General features: G+C 69.1%; 21 protein-coding genes. 14 read left to right on the top strand and 7 right to left on the bottom strand.

What is annotated here, in order from left to right:
- The first annotated feature begins 54 nt into the window (after nucleotides 1-54).
- Nucleotides 55-909 (top strand): alpha/beta fold hydrolase, encoded by an 855-nt coding sequence (locus J7E25_RS13580; RefSeq protein WP_214870687.1) that lies wholly within the window; start codon nucleotides 55-57, stop codon nucleotides 907-909.
- A gap of 39 nt (nucleotides 910-948) precedes the next feature.
- On the opposite strand, the gene J7E25_RS13575 is transcribed toward J7E25_RS13580, so the two are convergent.
- Together J7E25_RS13575 and J7E25_RS13570 are read right to left on the bottom strand one after the other, a co-directional pair.
- Nucleotides 949-2,445, bottom strand: coding sequence for an MFS transporter (locus J7E25_RS13575; protein WP_214870686.1), 1,497 nt, complete (start codon nucleotides 2,443-2,445; stop codon nucleotides 949-951).
- A gap of 5 nt (nucleotides 2,446-2,450) precedes the next feature.
- The gene (locus J7E25_RS13570; protein WP_214870685.1) at nucleotides 2,451-2,873 is read right to left on the bottom strand and encodes a MarR family winged helix-turn-helix transcriptional regulator; all 423 of its coding nucleotides are present in this window, start codon (nucleotides 2,871-2,873) and stop codon (nucleotides 2,451-2,453) included.
- A 128-nt stretch (nucleotides 2,874-3,001) separates the two neighbouring features.
- On the opposite strand from J7E25_RS13570, the gene J7E25_RS13565 reads away from it, so the two are divergent.
- The 4 genes from J7E25_RS13565 to J7E25_RS13550 are packed head-to-tail and all read left to right on the top strand — an operon-like array spanning nucleotide 3,002 to nucleotide 7,363.
- Nucleotides 3,002-4,726, top strand: a complete 1,725-nt coding sequence (locus J7E25_RS13565) for a circularly permuted type 2 ATP-grasp protein (RefSeq protein ID WP_214870684.1) — start codon at nucleotides 3,002-3,004, stop codon at nucleotides 4,724-4,726.
- On the top strand, nucleotides 4,720-5,649 hold the full coding sequence (locus J7E25_RS13560) for an alpha-E domain-containing protein (protein ID WP_214870683.1): 930 nt from the start codon (nucleotides 4,720-4,722) through the stop codon (nucleotides 5,647-5,649). The genes J7E25_RS13565 and J7E25_RS13560 overlap by 7 nt, the downstream gene beginning before the upstream one ends.
- A complete protein-coding gene (locus J7E25_RS13555) occupies nucleotides 5,646-6,491 on the top strand; it encodes a transglutaminase family protein (RefSeq protein WP_214870682.1) in 846 nt (281 codons plus the stop codon). The genes J7E25_RS13560 and J7E25_RS13555 overlap by 4 nt, the downstream gene beginning before the upstream one ends.
- Nucleotides 6,492-6,514: 23 nt before the next feature.
- Nucleotides 6,515-7,363, top strand: coding sequence for an alpha/beta fold hydrolase (locus J7E25_RS13550; protein ID WP_214870681.1), 849 nt, complete (start codon nucleotides 6,515-6,517; stop codon nucleotides 7,361-7,363).
- 57 nt (nucleotides 7,364-7,420) lie between these two features.
- Here the strand turns inward: J7E25_RS13550 and J7E25_RS13545 are convergent, their stop codons facing one another.
- Complete coding sequence (locus J7E25_RS13545) at nucleotides 7,421-8,065, bottom strand: histidine phosphatase family protein (protein WP_214870680.1); 645 nt, start codon at nucleotides 8,063-8,065, stop codon at nucleotides 7,421-7,423.
- Between the two features lie 363 nt (nucleotides 8,066-8,428).
- Between J7E25_RS13545 and J7E25_RS13540 the strand changes: the two genes are divergently transcribed.
- Nucleotides 8,429-9,478, top strand: a complete 1,050-nt coding sequence (locus J7E25_RS13540; protein ID WP_214870679.1) for a biotin/lipoate A/B protein ligase family protein — start codon at nucleotides 8,429-8,431, stop codon at nucleotides 9,476-9,478.
- A 96-nt stretch (nucleotides 9,479-9,574) separates the two neighbouring features.
- Complete coding sequence (locus tag J7E25_RS13535; RefSeq protein ID WP_214870678.1) at nucleotides 9,575-9,892, top strand: hypothetical protein; 318 nt, start codon at nucleotides 9,575-9,577, stop codon at nucleotides 9,890-9,892.
- A 147-nt stretch (nucleotides 9,893-10,039) separates the two neighbouring features.
- Here J7E25_RS13535 and J7E25_RS13530 read toward each other — a convergent pair whose 3' ends face one another.
- The gene (locus tag J7E25_RS13530; RefSeq protein ID WP_214870677.1) at nucleotides 10,040-10,543 is read right to left on the bottom strand and encodes a hypothetical protein; all 504 of its coding nucleotides are present in this window, start codon (nucleotides 10,541-10,543) and stop codon (nucleotides 10,040-10,042) included.
- 74 nt (nucleotides 10,544-10,617) lie between these two features.
- Here J7E25_RS13530 and J7E25_RS13525 point away from each other — a divergent pair, with 74 nt between their 5' ends.
- A complete protein-coding gene (locus J7E25_RS13525) occupies nucleotides 10,618-11,514 on the top strand; it encodes a site-specific DNA-methyltransferase (protein ID WP_214870676.1) in 897 nt (298 codons plus the stop codon).
- A 141-nt stretch (nucleotides 11,515-11,655) separates the two neighbouring features.
- On the opposite strand, the gene J7E25_RS13520 is transcribed toward J7E25_RS13525, so the two are convergent.
- The 3 genes from J7E25_RS13520 to J7E25_RS13510 are packed head-to-tail and all read right to left on the bottom strand — an operon-like array spanning nucleotide 11,656 to nucleotide 13,107.
- On the bottom strand, nucleotides 11,656-12,249 hold the full coding sequence (locus J7E25_RS13520) for a hypothetical protein (RefSeq protein ID WP_214870675.1): 594 nt from the start codon (nucleotides 12,247-12,249) through the stop codon (nucleotides 11,656-11,658).
- Nucleotides 12,249-12,791: a hypothetical protein gene (locus tag J7E25_RS13515; RefSeq protein ID WP_214870674.1), complete on the bottom strand. Its 543-nt coding sequence runs from the start codon at nucleotides 12,789-12,791 to the stop codon at nucleotides 12,249-12,251. Before J7E25_RS13515 ends, J7E25_RS13520 begins: the two co-directional genes overlap by 1 nt.
- A 34-nt stretch (nucleotides 12,792-12,825) precedes the next feature.
- Entirely contained in the window at nucleotides 12,826-13,107 is a 282-nt protein-coding gene (locus J7E25_RS13510) for a DUF3892 domain-containing protein (protein WP_214870673.1), read from the bottom strand.
- A gap of 193 nt (nucleotides 13,108-13,300) precedes the next feature.
- Here J7E25_RS13510 and J7E25_RS13505 point away from each other — a divergent pair, with 193 nt between their 5' ends.
- From J7E25_RS13505 to J7E25_RS13480, 6 genes are all read left to right on the top strand, one after another.
- Entirely contained in the window at nucleotides 13,301-15,370 is a 2,070-nt protein-coding gene (locus J7E25_RS13505; protein WP_214870672.1) for a hypothetical protein, read from the top strand.
- 53 nt (nucleotides 15,371-15,423) lie between these two features.
- The gene (locus tag J7E25_RS13500) at nucleotides 15,424-17,052 is read left to right on the top strand and encodes a class I SAM-dependent DNA methyltransferase (RefSeq protein ID WP_214870671.1); all 1,629 of its coding nucleotides are present in this window, start codon (nucleotides 15,424-15,426) and stop codon (nucleotides 17,050-17,052) included.
- The gene (locus J7E25_RS13495; RefSeq protein ID WP_214870670.1) at nucleotides 17,045-18,247 is read left to right on the top strand and encodes a restriction endonuclease subunit S; all 1,203 of its coding nucleotides are present in this window, start codon (nucleotides 17,045-17,047) and stop codon (nucleotides 18,245-18,247) included. Before J7E25_RS13500 ends, J7E25_RS13495 begins: the two co-directional genes overlap by 8 nt.
- Complete coding sequence (locus tag J7E25_RS13490; RefSeq protein WP_214870669.1) at nucleotides 18,244-18,975, top strand: zinc ribbon domain-containing protein; 732 nt, start codon at nucleotides 18,244-18,246, stop codon at nucleotides 18,973-18,975. The genes J7E25_RS13495 and J7E25_RS13490 overlap by 4 nt, the downstream gene beginning before the upstream one ends.
- Before the next feature lie 174 nt (nucleotides 18,976-19,149).
- A complete protein-coding gene (locus J7E25_RS13485; RefSeq protein ID WP_214870668.1) occupies nucleotides 19,150-19,392 on the top strand; it encodes a helix-turn-helix domain-containing protein in 243 nt (80 codons plus the stop codon).
- Nucleotides 19,392-20,669, top strand: coding sequence for a HipA domain-containing protein (locus J7E25_RS13480; RefSeq protein WP_214870667.1), 1,278 nt, complete (start codon nucleotides 19,392-19,394; stop codon nucleotides 20,667-20,669). Before J7E25_RS13485 ends, J7E25_RS13480 begins: the two co-directional genes overlap by 1 nt.
- Nucleotides 20,670-20,689 lie beyond the last annotated feature (20 nt).

Raw genomic sequence — 20,689 nt, 5'->3', positions numbered from 1 at the left:
CCGGCATCCGTCACTACTACACATCTTCACCGTCGCCCGGACAGGAGCAACACCATGAGCACCACGACCTACGCCGCATCCACGGCACACACGCAGTACATCGAGACGAAGTCCGCCCGGTTCGCCTACCGCCGCCTGGGGCCGGTCGGCGGCGCGCCGCTGCTGCTCCTGCACCGGTTCCGCGCCACCCTCGACTGGTGGGACCCGCGCTTCATCGAGGCGCTGGCCGCCGAGCGCGACGTCATCCTCTTCGACAACATCGGCATCGGCTACACCGAGGGGGAGCCGCTCAGGACCGTCGACGCGTTCGCTGAGGGAGCGATCGAGTTCGTCGAGGCCCTCGGACTATCGCAGGTCGACCTGCTCGGCTGGTCCTTCGGGGGTGTCGTGGCGCAGAAGCTCACCCTGCTGCGCCCCGACCTGGTCCGCAAACTCATCGTGGCGGGCAGCGGCTCTGGCACCGCGCCCGGCATGCCGGCGATGCCGGAGCGGGTCGCCACCATCATGCTGAAGCCCGAATCGGACCTCGAGGACGTGCTCTACCTGTTCTACCCCGAGACCGACGAGGCCCGCGCCAAGGGCCTGGACCACTTCGGACGCGTCAACGCCGAGATGCCCGATGGCGCCCCGCGGGTCACCCAGGAGGCCGCAATGGGTCAGCTCGAGGCAATCACGGCCACGCTGGCCGCGCCGTGGGACGACGTCGCGCGCGACCTGGAGACCATCACTGCTCCGGTGCTGTACGCCGGAGGCGCGCACGACGTCATGATCGACGCGTACAGCTCCTACGCGGCAGTGCAGGCACTGCCCAACGCGAAGCTCGTCCTCTACAGCGACGCCGGACACGCCTTCCTGTTCCAGCACCTCGATATGTTCGTGCGTGAGGTGCTGGTGTTCCTGGCGGACTGAGCCGTCGCGCGCCCGTGAGGGGGATCCCTCACCGCGAGGTCATCGAGACGATTGCAGGATGGGATCGGGCGCCGTGGGCCGCCGCGGCTGCGGTGCGCTCTCGGCGCCCGGATCCCGGTGGGCCTTCGGCAGGGGGATCGGCGAGGTGAGCGCCACCTGCTCCGAGAAGTCGGCCGGCACGAGCCGATCGTTCGGCACGGGCGGCACGAGCTCGCCCTCGCCCGGCCTCGCACGGTCGTGCACGAGGTGCACGGGCCGGGTGGCGACGACGGCGATCGCGGCGGTCGGGGTATCCGCGAATCGCACTGCCGGTCGCCAGGCGGATCGCGGATGCCGCACCACGCGCATTCCTCGTGCGACCACGAGCCAGCCGAGCCCGATGAGGGCCGCGACGGCGGCGGCGACCGCGGCGACGCCGAGCGCCCAGCGCGGACCCCACGCATCGGCGACGGCGCCCACGATGGGAGCGCCGAGCGGCGTGCCGCCCGAGAGGATCGCCATGTAGAGGGCCATCACCCGGCCGCGCAGCTCGGGCTCGGTCGTGGTCTGCACGTAGCCGTTCGCCGTGGTGAGGATGGTCACCGCGCCGAAGCCGATGAGCATCGTGGAGGCCGCGAACGTCCAGTAGGTGGGCATGAGCGCGGCCACGAGGACGGCGGCGCCGAAGAAGCCCGACGCGAGGATGATCACGCGCATGCGGGCGCGGTCGCGACGCGCGGCGAGGAGCGCCCCGGTGAGCGAGCCGATCGCGAGGATCGACGAGAGCAGGCCGTACTCGCCCGCGCCGCGGCCGAACTCGACCGCCATCGTCGAGGAGAAGATCGGGAAGTTCATGCCGAACGCGCCGATGAGGAACACCATGACGAACACGATCACGAGGTCGGGGCGGGACGCGACGTAGCGGAAGCCCGCGACGAACTGGCCGCGTGCGCGAGGGGCCCGCGGCATCCGTCTCAGTTGCCTGCCTCCCAGCATCGCGAGGGCGACGAGCACGGCGAGGAAGGTGGCCCCGTTGATGATGAACACCCAGCCCGAGCCGACGAGCACGATGAGGAACCCGGCCGCGGCGGGGCCGATCATGCGCGCGGCGTTGAACGAGGCGGAGTTCAGCGCCACGGCGTTCGACATGTGCGAGCTCGACACGAGGTCGGCGACGAAGGTCTGGCGGGCGGGCGTGTCGACGGCGTTGACGATGCCGAGGAGCAGCGCGAACACGTAGAGGTGCCAGAGCTCTGCCCGGCCGAACACGAGGAGAAGGCCGAGCGCGACGCCGAGCGTCATGAGCGCGCTCTGCGTGACCATGAGGATCTTGCGCCGGTCGAAGCGATCGGCGATGAGGCCGGTGACCGGCACGAGCAGCAGTTGCGGAGCGAACTGCAGGGCCATCGTGATGCCGACGGCGAAGGCGTCGTTGTCGGTGAGCTCGGTGAGCACGACCCAGTTCTGGGCGGTGGCCTGCATCCAGGCGCCGACGTTCGAGACGAGGGCGCCGATGAACCAGATTCGGTAGTTGCGGTGGACGAGGGAGCGGAACATTGCACTCACTGGGTGGCGAGTCCTCCCATCAGTTCGGCGGCCCGGGCGAGGGTCGCCCGGTCTTCTTTCGAGAGCTCGCGAAGGCGCGTGGTGAGCCAGGCGTCGCGCTTCGAGAGCGTGGCCTTCACGACGTCGCGGCCGGCGTCGTTCAGGGTGATGTTGGTCTTGCGGCGATCGACGTCGTCGACGGTGCGCGCGAGATAACGCGCCTCTTCGAGGTGGTTGACCGTGCGGTTCATCGACGGCGCCGACACCCGCTCGCGCTCGGCGAGCTGGGTGAGGGTCTGGCTGCCGTGCCGGTAGAGCTCGCCGAGCACCGCGAACTGCGCGTCGGTGAGGGCCTGGTCTGCCTTCTGCGCACGGATGCGGCGGGCCAGCCGGAAGGTCGCGAGACGGAGTTCGGTGCTCTGTTCCGCAACGGTCGCCATAGGTTACTTAGCATAGCTCATTAGCATTGCTAAGTAAAGTTCTCGGCGGATCTTCAGCGGTGCCCCATGCCACGCGCGCGACGCACCCCGGTAACATCGCGGTAACCACAGACTGGGAGCCTCGTGCCATGGGAACGCTCTTCGACGGCTACACCCCGGCTCGCTCGGGCCGGAAGCGCAAGCGCCAGGTGCAGCCGTGGGACGAGATGTTCCCGAGCGACGCCGTGAGCGTGCGCGAGCCCTATCGCGAGCTGTATCCGGCACTCGCCCGCATGACGCAAGAGGAGCTCCGCGGGCGCACCGACGCCCTCGCGAGCTCGTATCTCGCCCAGGGCGTCACCTTCGACTTCGCCGGTGAGGAACGGCCCTTCCCGCTCGATGCGGTGCCGCGCGTGATCGCGGCATCCGAGTGGACCACCGTCGAGGCGGGCGTCGCCCAGCGGGTGCGTGCCCTCGAGCGATTCCTCGCCGATGTCTACGGGCCGCTGACCGCCGTGCGCGACGGCGTCATCCCGGCCGCGCTCATCAGCTCCTCCACGCACTACCACCGGCAGGCCGCCGGGATCTCGAGCGCGAACGGGGTGCGCATCCACGTCTCCGGCATCGACGTCATCCGCGACGAGCGCGGCGACTGGCGCGTGCTCGAAGACAACGTGCGCGTGCCGAGCGGCGTGAGCTACGTCATCTCGAATCGCCGGGTCATGGCGCAGACCCTGCCCGAGCTCTTCGTCTCGATGCGCGTGCGGCCGGTGGGCGACTACCCGAACAAGCTCCTGCAGGCGCTGCGCGCGAGCGCGCCCGAGGGAGTCGAAGACCCCACCGTGGTGGTGCTGACGCCGGGCGTGCACAACTCCGCGTACTACGAGCACACCCTGCTCGCCCGCCTCATGGGCGTCGAGCTCGTCGAAGGCCGCGACCTCTTCTGCTCGGGCGGCCGGGTGTGGATGCGCACGACCGCCGGTCCCACCCGTGTCGACGTCATCTACCGCCGCGTCGACGACGAGTTCCTCGACCCGCAGCAGTTCCGGCCCGACTCGGTGCTCGGCGCCCCGGGCATGTTGCTCGCGGCCCGCCTCGGCCACGTCACGATCGCGAACGCCGTCGGCAACGGCGTGGCCGACGACAAGCTCGTCTACACCTACGTGCCCGACCTCATCCGCTACTACCTCGGCGAGGAGCCGATCCTGCCGAACGTCGACACGTGGCGGCTCGAGGAGCCAGAGGCGCTCGCCGAAGTGCTCGACCGGCTCGACGAGGTCGTCGTGAAGCCCGTCGACGGCTCGGGGGGCAAGGGCCTCGTCATCGGGCCGGATGCCTCGAAGGCCGAGCTCGCCCAGCTGCGCACGCAGCTCCTCCGCGACCCGCGCGGCTGGATCGCGCAGCCCGTCGTGCAGCTCTCGACGATCCCCACGCTCGTCGAAGACGGCATGCGGCCCCGCCACGCCGATCTCCGGCCCTTCGCGGTGAACGACGGCAACGACGTGTGGGTGCTGCCCGGCGGCCTCACTCGCGTGGCCCTGCCCGAGGGGCAACTCGTCGTGAACTCGAGCCAGGGCGGCGGCTCGAAAGACACGTGGGTGCTCGACGGCGACTCGGCGAACGGGTCGGTGGGCGCGATGCGCGCCGGGCGTGCTGCCGCGGGAATGGGTGCCCTCGTCGCCGATCAGGCCACGAAGGCGGTCGAGACGAGCGCGATCGCAGTCGTGGAGGCCGCCGATGCGGGGTCCACCGGCGGCTCCGGGCACGTACTGCATCCGCCCGAGGCCTCGCCGCAAGACGAGGAGGCGCCCGTGCGTCAGCAGCAGCAACAGCAGCAGCAGCAACTCCGCGGAGCGGAGGCGATCACATGCTGAGCCGCATCGCCGAGTCCCTCTTCTGGATCGGCCGGTACATCGAACGCAGTGACGGCACCGCGCGCATCCTCGACGTGCACCTGCAGCTCCTGCTCGAAGACCCGTGGATCGACGAGGACACCGCCTGCCGGTCCCTCCTCTCCGTGATGGGCAGCGAGGCGAACGACGACGTGGCGCTCGGCCGCGACGACGTCATCGCCCTCCTCGCCGTCGACCGAACCCACCCGGCGTCGATCGCGCACTCGATCGCCGCCGCCCGCGAGAACGCGAGGCGCGCCCGCGAGATCGTCTCGACCGAGCTGTGGGAGGCGCTGAACCAGACGAACGCACGGATGCCGCGACGCGTCGCCGGCGACAAGACGCACGAGTTCTTCCGCTGGGTCCGAGACCGCTCAGCGCTCGCGATCGGCGTCGTCGACTCCGCAACGAGCCGCGACGAGGCGTGGCACTTCTTCTCGCTCGGACGCGCCCTCGAGCGTGCCGACATGACCGCCCGACTCCTCGCGACGCGCTCGCTCACCGAGGCGAGTGGCCCGAGCTGGACCACGATCCTCCGCAGCTGCGGCGGCTACGAGGCGTACCTCCGCAGCTACCGCGGGGTGCCCTCCAGCCAGTCGGCCGCGGAGTTCCTGCTGCTCGACCGGCTCTTCCCGCGGTCGATCATCTCGAGCGTCATCCGTGCCGAGGAATCGCTGCGCGAGATCGACCCGCGAGCCGGCCGCGTCGGGGTCACCGACCAGGGGCAGCGACTGCTCGGGCAGATCCGCTCCGAGCTCGAGTACCGCCCGATCGCCGAGATCCTCACCGACCTGACGGCGCACATGGAACACGTGCAGGCGGTCACCTCGTCGGCGAGCGAGGCGATCCGGCAGCGCTACTTCCCGACGAGCGTCGCGCCGGTATGGATCGGGGAGGTCTCATGAGCCGCATCCGCATCGTGCACCGCACGGGCTTCAGCTACGAGCAACCAGCGACGGCGTCGTACAACGAGGCGCGCATGCTGCCGCACTCGGGCGGCGAGCAGTTCGTGCTGCAGGCCGGGCTCGACATCCGGCCGGGCGCGACCCAGCACTCCTACCTCGACTACTGGGGCACGAGGGTCTCCACGTTCGAGGTGCTGACCCCTCACCGCGAGCTCGCCGTCACGGCGACGAGCCTCGTCGAGGTGCGCCCCGCCCCCCACCGTCGCGGCGAGCTCTCGTGGGAGGAGCTGTCCGAGGCTGCGAAGTCGACACTCGCGCTCGTCGAGGCATCCACCCCCTCGCCCGTCACCGCGCCGCCGCCCGAGGTCGCCGCGCTCGCCGCGGAGATCGCGGCAGAGGGCGCACCCGTCGGCGAGACCGCCCTCGAGGTGTGCCGCGCCGTCGGCGGAGCCATGGAGTACATGTTCGGGGTCACGGGCGTGCACTCCACCGCGAGCGAGGCGTGGGGCGAACGCAAGGGCGTGTGCCAGGACATCGCGCACCTCGCGATCGGGGCCCTGCGCTCGATCGGCATCCCGGCCCGCTACGTCTCGGGTTACCTGCACCCCGACGCGAGCGCCGCGATCGGCGAGACGGTCGTCGGCGAATCGCACGCGTGGGTCGAGTGGTTCACGGGGGAGTGGCACGGCTACGATCCGACGAACCTCGTCGAGGTCGGCGATCTCCACGTGCTCGTCGGGCGGGGTCGCAATTACAGCGATGTGCCGCCGCTGCGCGGCGTCTACGCGGGGCCGAGCGCCTCCGAACTCTTCGTCTCGGTGGAGATCACCCGCGTCGCCTGACCTCGCGGTGCCACAATGGCCGCATGCCGATCTTCACCGACGCGTACGGCGTGCACATCCACTACCGGTCGTGGCGGGTGCCCGAGGCGACCGCGGTCGTGCAGCTCGCGCACGGCGTCGGCGAGCACATCGGCCGGTACGGCGAGCTCATCGAGGCGCTGAACGAGGCGGGCTACTCGGTGTGGGCCGACGACCACCGCGGCCACGGGCAGACCGGCTTCGAGCAGCACGGCGGCGATCTCACCCGCATGGGGCGACTCGGCCCGGGAGGTGTGCGGGCCGCGATCGATGCCGTGCAGCAGTTCACCGGCGTCATCCGTGAGACCGAGGGGCCCGACGTGCCGCTCGTGCTCCTCGGGCACTCATGGGGATCGTTCATGGCACAGCATGTGCTCAATCGCTCGCCCGACGCGTTCGACGGAGTCGTGCTGTCGGGCACCGCGCGGCTCATCCCGGGGTATGGCAACCTCGGCGACCTCAACAAGCGCTTCGCACGACCCGGCGGCACGTCCGTCGAGTGGCTGAGCAGTGATCCGGCCGTCGCCCAGGCGTTCCAGGCCGATCCGTACACGACCGATCGCACGCTGCAGCAGCTCCTCGGCTGGGTCGACGTGCTCCGGCTCACGACGTGGCCGTCGCGGCGCATCCCCCCCGACCTTCCGTTGCTCATCATGGTCGGATCGGAAGACCCGGTCTCCTCCGAGCGGAACACGGTGCGCCTCCTCCGCGACTACGTGCGCCGCTGCGGCCTCGTCGACGCGCAGCTCATCGTCTACGAGGGCGACCGGCACGAGATCTTCAACGAGAAGAATCGCGCAGAGGTGCGGGCCGACCTGATCAGGTGGCTCGACGAGCGGTTCGCGACCGACTGACCGGCGGGCGCGACCGACCGGCTGACCTGACTGACCGGCTGGCCGCCGACGCCCTGCCTACGCGCGCATCGGCACCGGCGGCACGTTGAACCCGAGCAGTCGTGCTCGCCCCGAACCCGCGGACTCGCCCTGCCACGGGAACTCCAGCGTGAGCAGTGCGCAGCCGTCGACCACCGGGAACACGTCACGGTAGTGGTCGGGGTCGATGCCGACGAGCTCGCACACGAGCAACCGCATGAGCGTCGCGTGGTACACCACGAGCACCCGGTCGTCGGGCTCCGGGAACTCGGTGGCCAGCTCCTCGAGCGCAGGCAGCGCTCGCGCGACCCCGTCGACTCCGGGCTCGCCGCCGGGCAGCGGATGCCACGCCGGTCGTCGCTCGAAGTCCGACCACTCGTCGGGGTAGGTCGCTGCCAGCTCGCCGGGCGACATGCCCTCGCCGGCGCCGAAGTCGATCTCGACGAGCCTCGCGTCGATGCGGAGCTGTAGTCCGGTCGCCTGCGCGGCGGGCTCCGCGCTCAGCCGCGCCCGGCTGAGCGGTGAGGCCACGATGCCCGCGAGCTGCGCCGTCGCGGCCCAGTCGCGCAGTGCAGCGGCCTGCTCGCGTCCGCGCGCCGTGAGCGCCACTTCGGACGAGCCGGCGTACCGGTGCTCGGCATGCCATTCGGTCTCGCCATGGCGAGCAAGGTAGAACGTCGTCATCCGTGGTCCCCTCCTGATGGGATCGTAGGCGCACCCGCGGCATCCGCGCTCGCATTCCCGCTCGCATCGGCGCTCGCCCCGCCTTCTGCAGTCGACAGCGGATGAGGCAGAATCACGCGACACGCCGAACCGATCTAGCCGACGCGCAGCGGTTCGGTCGGTTCTGCCTCATCGAGGCTCGACCGGCCCCGGACATGCCCGCGCACCCCCCGGTCGCCCGGTCACGACGGATGAGGCAGCAGGGTGCGACACGCCGATCCGACCCGGCTGACGCGCCGCGCGAGCGTCGGTTCTGCCTCATCCGCCACGCGACGAGAAGGAACCGCAGGCGACCAGGGCTCCGGCATCCGTAGGCTGTAGCGCATGCACGGTGAATACAAGGTGCCCGGCGGCAAGCTCGTGGTCGTCGACTTCGACGTCGTCGACGACGTCATCCGCAATCCCCGCGTCGCGGGCGACTTCTTCCTCGAGCCCGACGAGGCGCTCGGCGACTTCGACCGGGCGCTCACCGGGTTGCCCGCGGCATCCGACGCCAAGCAGATCGCGCAGGCGATCACCGCCGCACTTCGGCCCGGCACCGTGCTGCTCGGGTTCTCGGCGGAGGCCGTCGCGGTGGCGGTGCGCCGGGCGATGACGGATGCCAGGAGCTGGTCCGATTTCGAATGGGAGGTCGTGCACGACGGCGCGGTACCTCCCCGCACCCACCTCGCGCTCGACGAAGTGCTCGCGACCCGCGTCGGCGAGGGCCGCCGCAAACCCACGCTGCGTTTCTGGGAGTGGGACGAGTCGGCCGTCGTCATCGGCAGCTTCCAGTCGGTGAAGAACGAGGTCGATCCCGAGGGCGCCGAGAAGTACGGCTTCGAGGTCGTGCGACGCATCTCGGGTGGTGGCGCGATGATGATGGAGCGCGGCAACGTCGTGACCTACTCCCTCTACGTGCCGGGCGAGCTCGTGCAGGGCATGAGCTTCGCCGACTCCTACGCCTACCTCGACGACTGGGTGCTGCAGGGGCTCAGGGGGCTCGGCATCGAGGCGACCTACCAGCCGTTGAACGACATCGCGAGCCCGCTCGGCAAGATCGGCGGCGCAGCGCAGAAGCGCCTCGGCTCGGGCGGCGTGCTGCACCACGTGACGATGGCCTACGACCTCGACAACGCCAAGATGCTGGAGGTGCTGCGCATCGGTCGGGAGAAGATCAGCGACAAGGGCATCGCGTCGGCGGCCAAGCGCGTCGACCCGCTGCGCAGCCAGACAGGCCTCAGCCGCGCCGCCATCATCGAGAGCCTGAAGCAGACGTTCACCGACCTGTACGGGGCGACGGCCGGCAGCGTCACCGCCGACGAGCTCGCCGAGGCCGAGGCGCTCGCCGAGTCGAAGTTCGCGACCGAGGAGTGGCTCTACCGCGTGCCGTGAGCCACGCGGGCTCGCGTGAGCGGTGCGACACGCCCGGCCGGCGAGGGCCTGTGGACAGCGGATGGAACGCCCAGAGATCCCCGTTAGAATCGCCGGGTGGATTGGTGGATCTGGCTCGGGATCGCCGCACTCGTCGTCGCCTTCATCTGGCTGGCCGTGGGGCGCAGCTGGGTCGACCTCTCCGACAAGACGCGGCGCGGCGGTGGCGGTGGCGGCGTGATGTTCATCGGCGACGAGGTGTTCGCCCCCCGCAAGCACGAGGCGCAGGCCGAACTCGACCGGCAGAGCCGCCTCCCCGTTCAGGCTCCCACGCCCGACGGCGACAAGGGCATCTCATTCGCGGCGGCCGACGCCGACGAGGGCGACCCCGACCGGTTCCGCGGGCGCATTCGCCTCGACGTCGACCGCGGCTGACGCCAGCCCGAGTTGACCCGCGAAGCCGGAGCCCGGTGGTTGAGGAGTGCCCGGCGAAGCCGGACGCGTATCTCAACCACCTGCGCAACGGTGGTTGAGTAGCGCCCGGCGAGCCGGACGCGTATCGAAACCACCTGTGCGAAACGCTCAGCTGAGCGGAAGCAGCCCCGCGACCTCCGTGCCCCACTGCCGCGCGCGTTCGAGCTCACCGTCGGCAACGGGGCCGGTGTAGCCATGCACGCCGAACGACTCGGGTTTCGAGGCCGGACGGAATCCCTTCCCGACGAGCCGCTTCATCGCCTTCTTGGCCGCCGATCCGGGCAGTCGTGGGGTGACGACTCGCGTGTCGAACGTCGCGACGGGCACGGCGCGGGCCGGCGACGCGAGCGCCTCGATCCACTCGCGGATGCCCCACGCGGGGATGTGCACGGCGCCCTGCTGCCGCGCCGACTCGCGCGTCGACGCGGTCGACATCGAGAAGGCGTGCGTCGGTCCGCCGACCACGAGCAGGTCGACGTCCTCGTCGAGCGCGGCGGGGGCGGACTCGGCGTCGAGCACCTCGGTGCGCTCGCCGCCGATGCCGGCGGCGACCTCACGGGCGAGCTGCTCGGTGTTTCCCCAGATGGACTCGAAGATCACGACTGCGTGCATGACGCCCCCTCGTACGCGGCTCACGCTACGCCGATCGGCACGTCGCTGGAACCCCGGACTGGCAGACTGGGCGAGTGAGCGCCGACGAACCCAGCCGCATCATCCATGCGGACAACCTCGACGTGCTCCCGACCCTGCCAGACGGGCAGTTCACCCTCGTCTACCTCGACCCGCCCTTCAACACCGGTCGCGCCCAGGAGCGGCGATCGACCCGCCACGTGCGGCTCACCGACGCGACGGAGGTAGCACGCACCGCGACATCCGGAGCCATCACGGGCTTCCAGGGCAAGCGCTACGAGCGCATCCGCGGCGACCTGCTGCGCTACGACGACCGCTTCGAGGACTACTGGGGCTTCCTCGAGCCGCGCCTCGCCGAGGCCTGGCGCGTGCTCGCCGACGACGGCACCCTGTACCTGCACCTCGATTACCGCGAGGCGCACTACGCGAAGGTGCTGCTCGACGCGCTCTTCGGGCGCGAGTGCTTCCTCAACGAGATCGTGTGGGCCTACGACTATGGGGCCCGTGCGAAGCGGCGCTGGCCGACGAAGCACGACACGATCCTCGTGTACGTGAAGAACCCGGCCCGGTACTGGTTCGACTCGACCGCCGTCGATCGCGAGCCCTACATGGCGCCTGGCCTCGTCACGCCCGAGAAGGCCGAGCTCGGCAAGTTGCCGACGGATGTCTGGTGGCACACGATCGTCTCGCCGACGGGCCGCGAGAAGACGGGCTACCCGACGCAGAAGCCCGAGGGCATCCTGCGCCGCATCGTGCAGGCGTCGACGCGCGAGGGCGACTGGGTGCTCGACTTCTTCGCCGGGAGCGGCACGACGGGCGCGGTCGCGGCGACCCTCGGCCGGCGCTTCGTGCTCGTCGACGAGAACCCCGAGGCGATCGCCGTCATGCGCGGCCGCTTCTCGGGCATCGCCGACGTGGAGTTCCAGGTGGGCGTGGGCGCTTCCTCGGGCTGATGCCTCGGAGTGCCGTCGCGAGAGGGCGCGGATGCTGGGTCACACCGTGCATCCGCGCCCTCTCGTGGCACGAGAGATCCGTGGCATCCCACACACGGGCGGATACCGCGAAGTAGCGCCGCGGCATCCGCCCAGCGAAACTCAGCCGACCTTCGTCCAGTCGCCGCAGCGTTCGGACTGGAAGTCTTGTCCCGGTCCGACGGCGACGGCGATGACGCCGTTCTTGCCGAGGTCGTTCTCCACGATGTCGGAGTAGTTGGTCCCCGATACGGTGATCTTCCAGTAGCAGGTGCCACCGGTCGCATTCGCCTGATACGTTCCTGCCTCCATCGTGGAGCCGACGGTGTAGACGTATCCGTCCTTGAGCGTCGTCGCTGCGATGTGCTCTTCCGTCGCGGAGATCGCGGCTTCGCGCTGGTCGAGTTCCGCCTCCTGCGAGTCCACTGCGCCTTCCCGCTCGATAACGTCGAGCTCGCGATCCTTGTAGGTCGCGAGCTGGCTGCCCAGGCCGTCGACGCGCTCCTGCTCGCTTTCGAGCGCCGCGCGGAGTTCGGCCGTCTCGCTCGCCCGGGTCACGCTGACGAGCACGACGGCGACCAGCGCGACGACGGTGATGACGCCGGTCGTGATGAGCGGCAAGAACAGCCGATTTCGCGACTTCTTCCTGCTCGGCGTGGCACCGCGCTCGGGCACGTCGGGCACTTGGGGCGCGTCGGGCACGACTTCCTCGGACATCAGCCGGCCACCGTCGAGAAGATCGCCGCGTCGTACGCGAACGGCGTCGGGGCGATCGACACAGTCACGTCGGCGGCATCCGCCAGCGAGTACGCCATCGTCCACGAGAACGACTGCCCCGGCAGCACGTCGGCGTTGCCCCCGAACGGCTCGAGCGCCACCGTGTCGTTCGACAGGTCGGTGATCGACTCGCCCTTGACGCCACCCGACGTGATCTCGGGCATTGCCAGCAGTTCGAGGGTCTCTTCGCCGCCGCTGACGACGGTGAAGGTGATCGTGACGTTGTTCGGGTGGGTCGCGCCGGCCGCGTACGGCGACGGGGTGAACGGTGCGGGAGCGGCAGCGGTCACGGCGATGCCGTCCTCGTACGTGAACGTGCCACCGAGCGGGGTCACGTCGGGCTGGGCGGCCGCGGGGGCCTCGGATGCCACGGCCGCGGGCTCGTCGCGCGACGTTGTCGTGCCGCCGGTCTGCGAGCACCCGGTCAGGGCGAGGCCGGCGAGGAGGAGGGCTGTGGCGGTGATGGCGATGCGCGTGTTCATGTGGATTGCCTTCGCTTGGTGGTCGGATGAGCGGTCAGAACCGCGGGAGCTGCAGCAGGTTGTCGGTCTCACGGCCGTTTGCGACGGTCGTGAGGTGGCGGCGGCCACTCATCCCGTTGCGTGCGATGACGAGCGCCTTCGCCTGGGTGAGGTCGTGCGACGTGTACACGGTCGTTCCCGAGTCGATGGCACGCACCATGGCGTCGGTCGTGGCAACGGTCAGGGCGCCCGTGGTCGTGGCGGAGTACTGCACGGCGGTGATGTGTTCGCTGCGGGTGCCCGGCGACTGCACTCGAACGCGGCGGATGTACGGCATGGTCGAAGCTCCTTCGTTCGTCTTCAGTGCCGAAAGGGTTCGTCGGCATTGATGATGACGGTAGAGCTGATTTGCACGCTGGTGCAGAGCACAGCGTGATAAGTCGGGTTATCAGTGAAAACTGCGTTCTCCGTCGCCCGTCGCTGCTACCGTGGCGACACAGCGAGATCCGTAATCTGCAGAAGGAGGTCAAATGCCCGAGCCAACTCTCGCACCGACCGCCGACCTCCGTGCGCAGCTCATCACGCTGTCTGGCATTGCTCGCCTCGCTGCCGTGCAGCGCCCGGTGGTCACCGTATGGCGCGGGCGGTTCGCCGACGGCCCCGATGCCTTCCCCTCGCCGCGAACGAACGATGATGGCACCGAGCTCTTCGATGCCGGTGAGGTCGCGCACTGGCTCGTCGAGACGCGCCACGGCAATAACCCGAACGCGCTCGCTGAAGCCGCGCTCTACGCGAAGACCGGCGGAGGCGACATCGGGCTCGACGCCATCACCGCGATGCTCGCACTCCATGCAGTGCACGGTGGCCCGTTGGGCGGCCTCGACGCCGACGACTTGCTCGACCTCGCCGACGAGATCGACCCCGACGACGCTTGCCTCTTCCGTGAGCTCGAACGGCTCGGCGCCGACGCGCCCGGTATGGCCCGCCTCGCCGACGAGCTCGCCGATGCCGCGTACACCGCGTCGGCCGCATTCGAGCGCGTGCTCGCGGACCGGTCGCGCGGCGGCGTCGAGAGCTCGAGGCTCGTGCCCGAGGCATCCGCGCTCGTGAGCGAACTTGCCATCGAGCTCGCGCTCACGAATCCGCGCGCCGATGCGGGGGCGCCGTGCTTCGTTGACCCGACCGGGGTCGCCGGCGATCGGCTCGTGGATCTTGCCGCGCGCCTCGACGAACTGGCCGAGGTGGCGATCATCTCGGCTGACTCCGACGCAGCGCCGGCACGGCTGCTGCGTCGGCGGCTGCTCGCGCTCGGCGTGGCGCGAACCGGGCTCACGATCGGCAGTGCGGGTGACTTCGAGGTGCGTGGGGCGGTGGTGCACGTCGCGCAGTTCCCAACCTCGGCGGCGCCCACCGCGAGCCCGTTCGAGATGCTGAATGCCGTCGAGCAGATCGTGCTGCAGATGGACGACGCCCAGCGCGGCCTCGTGCTTGCTCCGGCGAGTGTGCTCGTCAACGGCGGTCTCGATCCCGAGGCTGCGAAGGTGCGCTCGGCCCTGCTGCGCGCGGGTCGAGTGCGGGCGGTCGTCGCGCTGCCGGCGGGGCTCGCCCCGGCACATCCCCGGCAGCGGCTAGCGCTCTGGGCGCTCGGCCCGGCACACGCGAGCGTGCCGATCGCCGAACGATGGACGTTGCTCGCCGACCTACGCGAGCGTGAGCTCAGCGATGCGGTGCGGGGCGATCTCGTCGGCGACCTGGCCGCGGCGATGGGCGACCGCGAGACGGTGCGGGCGCATGCCTTCGGCCTCGCCAGGCTCGTACCGATGAGTCGCCTGCTCGCGCGCTCCGGCTCGTTGCTCGCCGATGTCGATCCGGTGCTGCACACTCCGCGTGAGACTGGCGCGAGCGTCGACGCGGCTGAGCTGCCGGCTCGGGTCGACGAGGCGTTGCAGGCGCTCGGCGGCACCGCTCCGGCTTTTGCTCGGAGAATCGAACCGGCGGATGCGGCGGTGCAACTGCCGCCGGCATTGCTCGGCCGGCTCGCCGAGGAACGGCACGTGCGGTGCCTTCCGGGCGCGCGCATCGGCGCAGCCGACGTGTCCACGGGCGCCGGATTCACGGTGATCGGTCCCGATGAGGTCGCCGGCACGCGGACGCCCGGCGCACGCACGATCGATCGGCTGCTCCTCGCTGACCGCTATCCTTCGGCGCGGCTCACCGAGCCCGGCGACGTGGTGTTCGTCACGAGCCCACGCCCGCGGGCGTGGGTCGATGAGCGCGGGTCGTCGGTCGTCATCGCACCCGCTCGAGTGCTGCGCATCAGTGCAACGGATGCCGCTGGGCTGGTGCCCGAGGTGCTCGCGGCGGATGTCTCGGGCCAGCTCATTCGCAGCCGCGACTGGCGCGCGTGGCGTGCCCGTCGGGTCGTGCAGGGACAGGGCGCTCCGCTCGCAGCGGTGTTCCGCGACATCCGTGACGCGCGCGACGAAGCCCGTCGCCGCATTGACGACCTCACCCGCCTCGAGTCCCTGATCACCGCCGGGGTCACCGCCGGCACTCTCAAGCTGGCTGAGCTTGTCGAAGCCCCGCCGCCGGTCGAGTAGCGCGACGCGCGTAACGAGACCACGCCCGCCCCGCCCCACGAAAGGACCCGCACATGCCCCCCAGAACCAAGGCCGCGCCCGCCGCCCCGTCAACTGCAAGAGAACTGAAGGAAATCCTCTGGAAGGCCGCCGACAAGCTGCGCGGGTCGATGGATGCCTCGCAGTACAAAGACGTGGTGCTCGGGCTGATCTTCCTCAAGTACGTCGGTGACGCCTTCGAAGAGCGGCGCGAGCAGATCGCGGGCGAACTCGCCGAGGCCGGCATGGACGACGAGCAGATCGCGCAGCTCATCGACGACGTCGACGAGTACGCGGGTCGCGGGGTGTTCTGGGTGCCCGAGGCGGCACGGTGGCAGTTCCTCGCCGAGCGCGCGAAGGGGGCGCCACTTACCTCGGGCGGCGCGACGAAGTCGATCGGTGCGCTCATCGACGACGCGATGGCGGCGATCATGAGGGACAATCCGTCGCTCAATGGTGCGCTGACGCGGCTCTACAACCGCGACAATGTCGACCAGCGGCGGTTGGGCGAACTCGTCGACCTGCTCAACTCGGCGAGGTTCTCGGGCGAGGGCGCGGCGCGGGCGCGGGATCTGCTCGGCGAGGTGTACGAGTACTTCCTCGAGAAGTTCGCGCGCGCCGAGGGCAAGCGGGGTGGGGAGTTCTTCACCCCGGCGAGTGTGGTGCGGGTGCTCGTCGAGGTGCTGGAGCCCAAGAGCGGGCGCGTCTACGACCCGGCGTGCGGCTCGGGCGGCATGTTCGTGCAGGCCGAGAAGTTCCTCGAGGCGCACCATCGTGAGGGCAGCGAATTGTCGGTGTTCGGGCAGGAGCTGAACGAGCGCACGTGGCGGCTCGCACGCATGAACCTTGCAATTCACGGGTTGAACGGCAAGCTCGGCCCGACCTGGGGCGACACGTTCGCCCGCGATCTGCATGCCGACGTGCAGGCCGACTACGTGATGTCGAACCCTCCGTTCAACATCAAGGACTGGGTGCGCAGTGAGCAGGACCCCCGCTGGCGCTACGGAGTGCCGCCCGCGGGCAACGCGAACTATGCGTGGATCCAGCACATCCTCTCGAAGCTGAAGCCCGACGGGCAGGGCGCCGTGGTGATGGCGAACGGTTCGATGTCGTCGAAATCGGGCGGCGAGGGGCAGATCCGTGCGCAGATCGTCGAGGCCGACCTGGTGTCGTGCATGGTGGCGCTGCCGACGCAGTTGTTCCGCTCGACCGGGATTCCGGTGTGCGTCTGGTTCTTCGCGAAAGACAAGTCGGCTGGCGCAGGCGGCTCGGTGGATCGCCGCGGGCAGGTGCTCTTCGTCGACGCCCGCAACCTCGGCCACATGATCGACCGCGCCGAGCGCGCCCTATCGGACGACGACATCGCGCTCATCGCCCGCACGTACCACCAGTGGCGCGGCAGCGAATCGCTCGCCGAGCACGTCGAAGCGAGCGATTACGCGGATGTCCCGGGCTTCTGTTACTCAGCGGCGCTCGCCGATATCAAGGCCGCCGACTACGCGTTGACGCCGGGCCGCTATGTCGGAGCCTCTGACGTGGAGAACGACGGGGAGGACGTTCAACTGAAAATCGAAAGGCTTGCGAAGGAGCTCTTCGAGCAGTTCGCGGAGTCGGAGCGACTCGCGGGGGTTGTGCGGGAGCAGTTGGGGAGGGTCGATGTCTGAGTGGCGGTCGACAACACTCGGTGCTCTGGTGGAGGACTCAGGTGGGTCGATCCAGACGGGCCCGTTCGGGAGCCAGCTCCACGCTTCGGACTATGTCACGCACGGCATTCCCAGCGTGATGCCCGCGAACATTGGCGACAACGTGATCGTCGAAGATGGAATCGCGCGGATCAACCAGGCAGATGCTGAACGGTTGAGTCGGCATCGGCTGGAGCCCGGTGACATCGTGTACTCGCGTCGTGGCGATGTTGAGCGTCGGGCGCTCGTACGTGATGAGAATGCTGGCTGGCTCTGCGGAACCGGCTGCCTTCGCGTGCATTTCGGAGTTCGGCCGACCGTTGACCCCGCTTTCGTCTCGTATTGCCTCGGCGCCGACTGGACTCGCGAATGGATCGTTCAGCACGCAGTAGGAGCCACGATGTTGAATCTGAACACGGGGATCCTCTCCGCCGTGCCCCTCGATGTGCCCAACCTTGCTGAACAGCGTGCAATCGCGGAGGTGCTCGGCGCGCTCGACGACAAGATCGCCGCCAACACCAGGCTCGCCGAGACGGCCGATGGCTACGTGCGCGAGGCTCGCGTAGCCACCGGTGGGCAGGATCGAATCCGGGTGGGGACTCTTGTTGATTCTGTTCGGGATGCCGTCGATCCAGGCAATCTCGACCCCGCGACGCCGTACATCGGGCTCGAGCATATTCCGCGCCGGATGTCGTGGCTTCCCGATTGGGGATCAGCAGGTGACGTGACGAGCGGCAAGAACCGTTTCACGGCCGGCGACGTTCTGTTCGGAAAACTCCGCCCGTACTTCCACAAGGTCGTCACCGCGCCCGCAAGTGGCGTCTGTTCGACAGACGTCGTCGTCCTTCGTGCGAAGTCGGCCGAGCTTGCGGGGTTCGCGTTCGCAGCGATCAGCAGTGATGACGTCGTGCAGGCCGTGACTGCATCTAGCGAAGGCACGAGGATGCCGAGGGCATCGTGGAAGGACCTTGCGGCCGTTGAGGTTCCCTGGCCGGGCCAAGTCGAGGCAGAGCGATTCAGCTCACATTTCGAGCAAATTCGCGCCGCCGTGTTCTCGGCTCTCGCAGAAAACCGCACCCTCGCAGCCACCCGCGACACGCTCCTCCCGCAACTCATGTCCGGCAAGCTCCGCGTCCGCGATGCGGAACAGATCACCAACGAGGTGGTGGGGCCATGACAGCCACCGACAGGGCAGCGGTGTTCTGCCGAAACTGCGGCGCCGAGGCATCCGTCGGTGATCGCTTCTGTGGGAAATGCGGCAAACCGCACGGCGCAGTCGCCGGCGGAGGCAACCACATCAGCACCGGGGGTGGTGACCTGAAAGCGAAGCACATCACGCAGATCGCGGATTCGGTGATCCACGTGCCCGTGTCGTCCGAACCTGCCGCGCCCGACCTCGATGTGACGTGGTCGTGGAAGAGCCCGCTCACCCAGGCGGTGCTCGGCTGGATCAGCCTCACCGTCGGGCTCATCGGACTATTCGCGGCCTACCAGAGCCTTCAGCCGGCGCTTGGGCTGGCGAGCGGCCGTCATCCCGCCGAACTCGATGCGTCGACACTCGGGGTGTGGGCGTACGTGTTCATGGGGGCCGCTGCCGTGTTCGTCATCTCGCGGATGCTGCGCCGAATGGCGAAGCATCAGACCATGGCAGTCGGCTGGTCGTGGCTTCCGGCGCTGACCGGGTGGGGCAAGCGCATCGGCCTCGCGACGCTCACCGGCCGCTGCACGGGATGCGGCGCGAACTTGCGATTCGCGAGCAGACCGACGAAGTGGCTTATCGACGCAGCAGGCAACCGTGGAAAGACCATCGAACGCGACATGTTCGCCGAGTGCGTCGCCGACCCGGAGCATCACAACTGGCGGTTGGAACGACGGCTCGTGGGCCACGAGGCCGGGGTCGCGTGAACGAGGAAAGCGAAGGCAGACAGCTACGCGGGACCCAGAGCAGAGGCTCGGGCGGAGCTGGAACGGTATGCCCGGGTACGTAATGTGCTGTGATCGATCGCGCACTTTACAGATAGTGCGCGATCGATCACAATTGAAGATGTGCGCGAACGCGCACGTACTCTGGGGGTGAGCATGCGAGTCAGGTCGGTCCGTGAGCTCGGTGCGGCCGTCAGAGAGCGACGTGAGGCGCTCGGACTGTCGCAGCAGGCGATTGCCGAGCGTGCGGGCGTCACGCGCGAGTGGGTGGTGCGATTCGAAGGCGGCAAGGCGAGTGTGCGCCTCGACCGCGTCTTCGATGTGCTCACGGTGCTCGACCTCAGCGTTGAACTGAATCCGAGGCACGGGGACGCGGCGAAGCAGGGCGGCGAGCACTGATGGCGAGTCGCGTGCTCAATGTCTTCCTTGACGGCACGTACGTCGGGGAGCTTGTGCAGAGCGCGAGCGGCAACGTCACGTACACCTACGACGACGATTACCGCCGAACGCCCGAAGCCACGCCATTGTCGCTGTCGATGCCCGTTTCGCGTGCGACGCATCCGTCGCGTGTCGTAGTGCCGTTCCTCCAGGGCCTCCTGCCAGACAGCGCCGGGCGACTCGACGAATTGGCTCGCGAATACCACACCTCTGCCGCGAACCCGTTTGCCATGCTCGGCCACATCGGTCGCGACGTCGCCGGCGCCGTGCAAATCCTGCCACCAGGAACCGAATCCACGGATGCCGCTACGCGGACCGGCTCGGTCGAGGCGCTCTCTACTGATGACCTCGCCGACCTCGTCGCCGACCTCGTCGCGCACGCCGACACCTGGGGCAGCCGTGACTCGTCCGGTCGCTGGAGCCTCCCCGGCGCGCAGCCCAAGGTCGCCCTCTTCCGCGACGAGAACGGTGACTGGGGCGTCCCGCTCGATTCCACACCGACGACCCACATCCTGAAACCGGCGGTGCCACCATACGTCGAGCATGATGTCAACGAGTACGTGACGATGACGGCCGCGCGAATGCTCGGACTCGACGTCGCCGACGCACAGCTCTTCACCACCACGCGGGGCGATCGGGTCTTCCTGTCCGCGAGGTACGACAGAGAACTGCGCAACGGCCATCGCCGTCGCCGCCATCAAGAAGACTTCTGTCAGGCCCTATCGGTCGGCCCTGCGCGCAAGTACCAGTCGGACGGAGGTCCCGGCTTCGCTCAGATGGCGCAGCTCATCGACACGTTCCCCGACCTCGAGCAGCGACGCCGCAGCCAGCGGGCACTGTTCGATGCGATGGTCTTCAATGTCAGCGCGGCGAATACCGACGCGCATGCGAAGAACTACTCGATCCTGCTCGACGCCGAACACGCTCAGCTCGCGCCGCTCTACGACCTCGGCACACACCTCGCCTATCCGTCGACACGACCCTTGGCCTCGGCTATGAAGATCGGCGACGAGTACCGGCTCGACGCGATCGGGCTACGCGACCTCGTGGGCGTGGGACGCAAGCTCCGTGTTTCAGCCGATGAGGCCGAGGCTCGCGTGGTCGAGATCCGCGCGAAACTCGCCGACGCATTCGCCTCCGCGGCAGCGACGATCGCGCACAGGTCGGAGCGCTCGATCGCCGAGCGCATCGCGAACGCGGTCGACGAGCACGTCGAGCGGCGCGGGTGGGCCACCTGATGATGGGTCTTATCAGCACC

Origin of the sequence: Agromyces sp. ISL-38, from assembly GCF_018613935.1 — a bacterium.
In the GTDB taxonomy this organism is placed as follows: domain Bacteria; phylum Actinomycetota; class Actinomycetes; order Actinomycetales; family Microbacteriaceae; genus Agromyces.
This window is presented reverse-complemented; position numbering and strand designations above follow the sequence as displayed.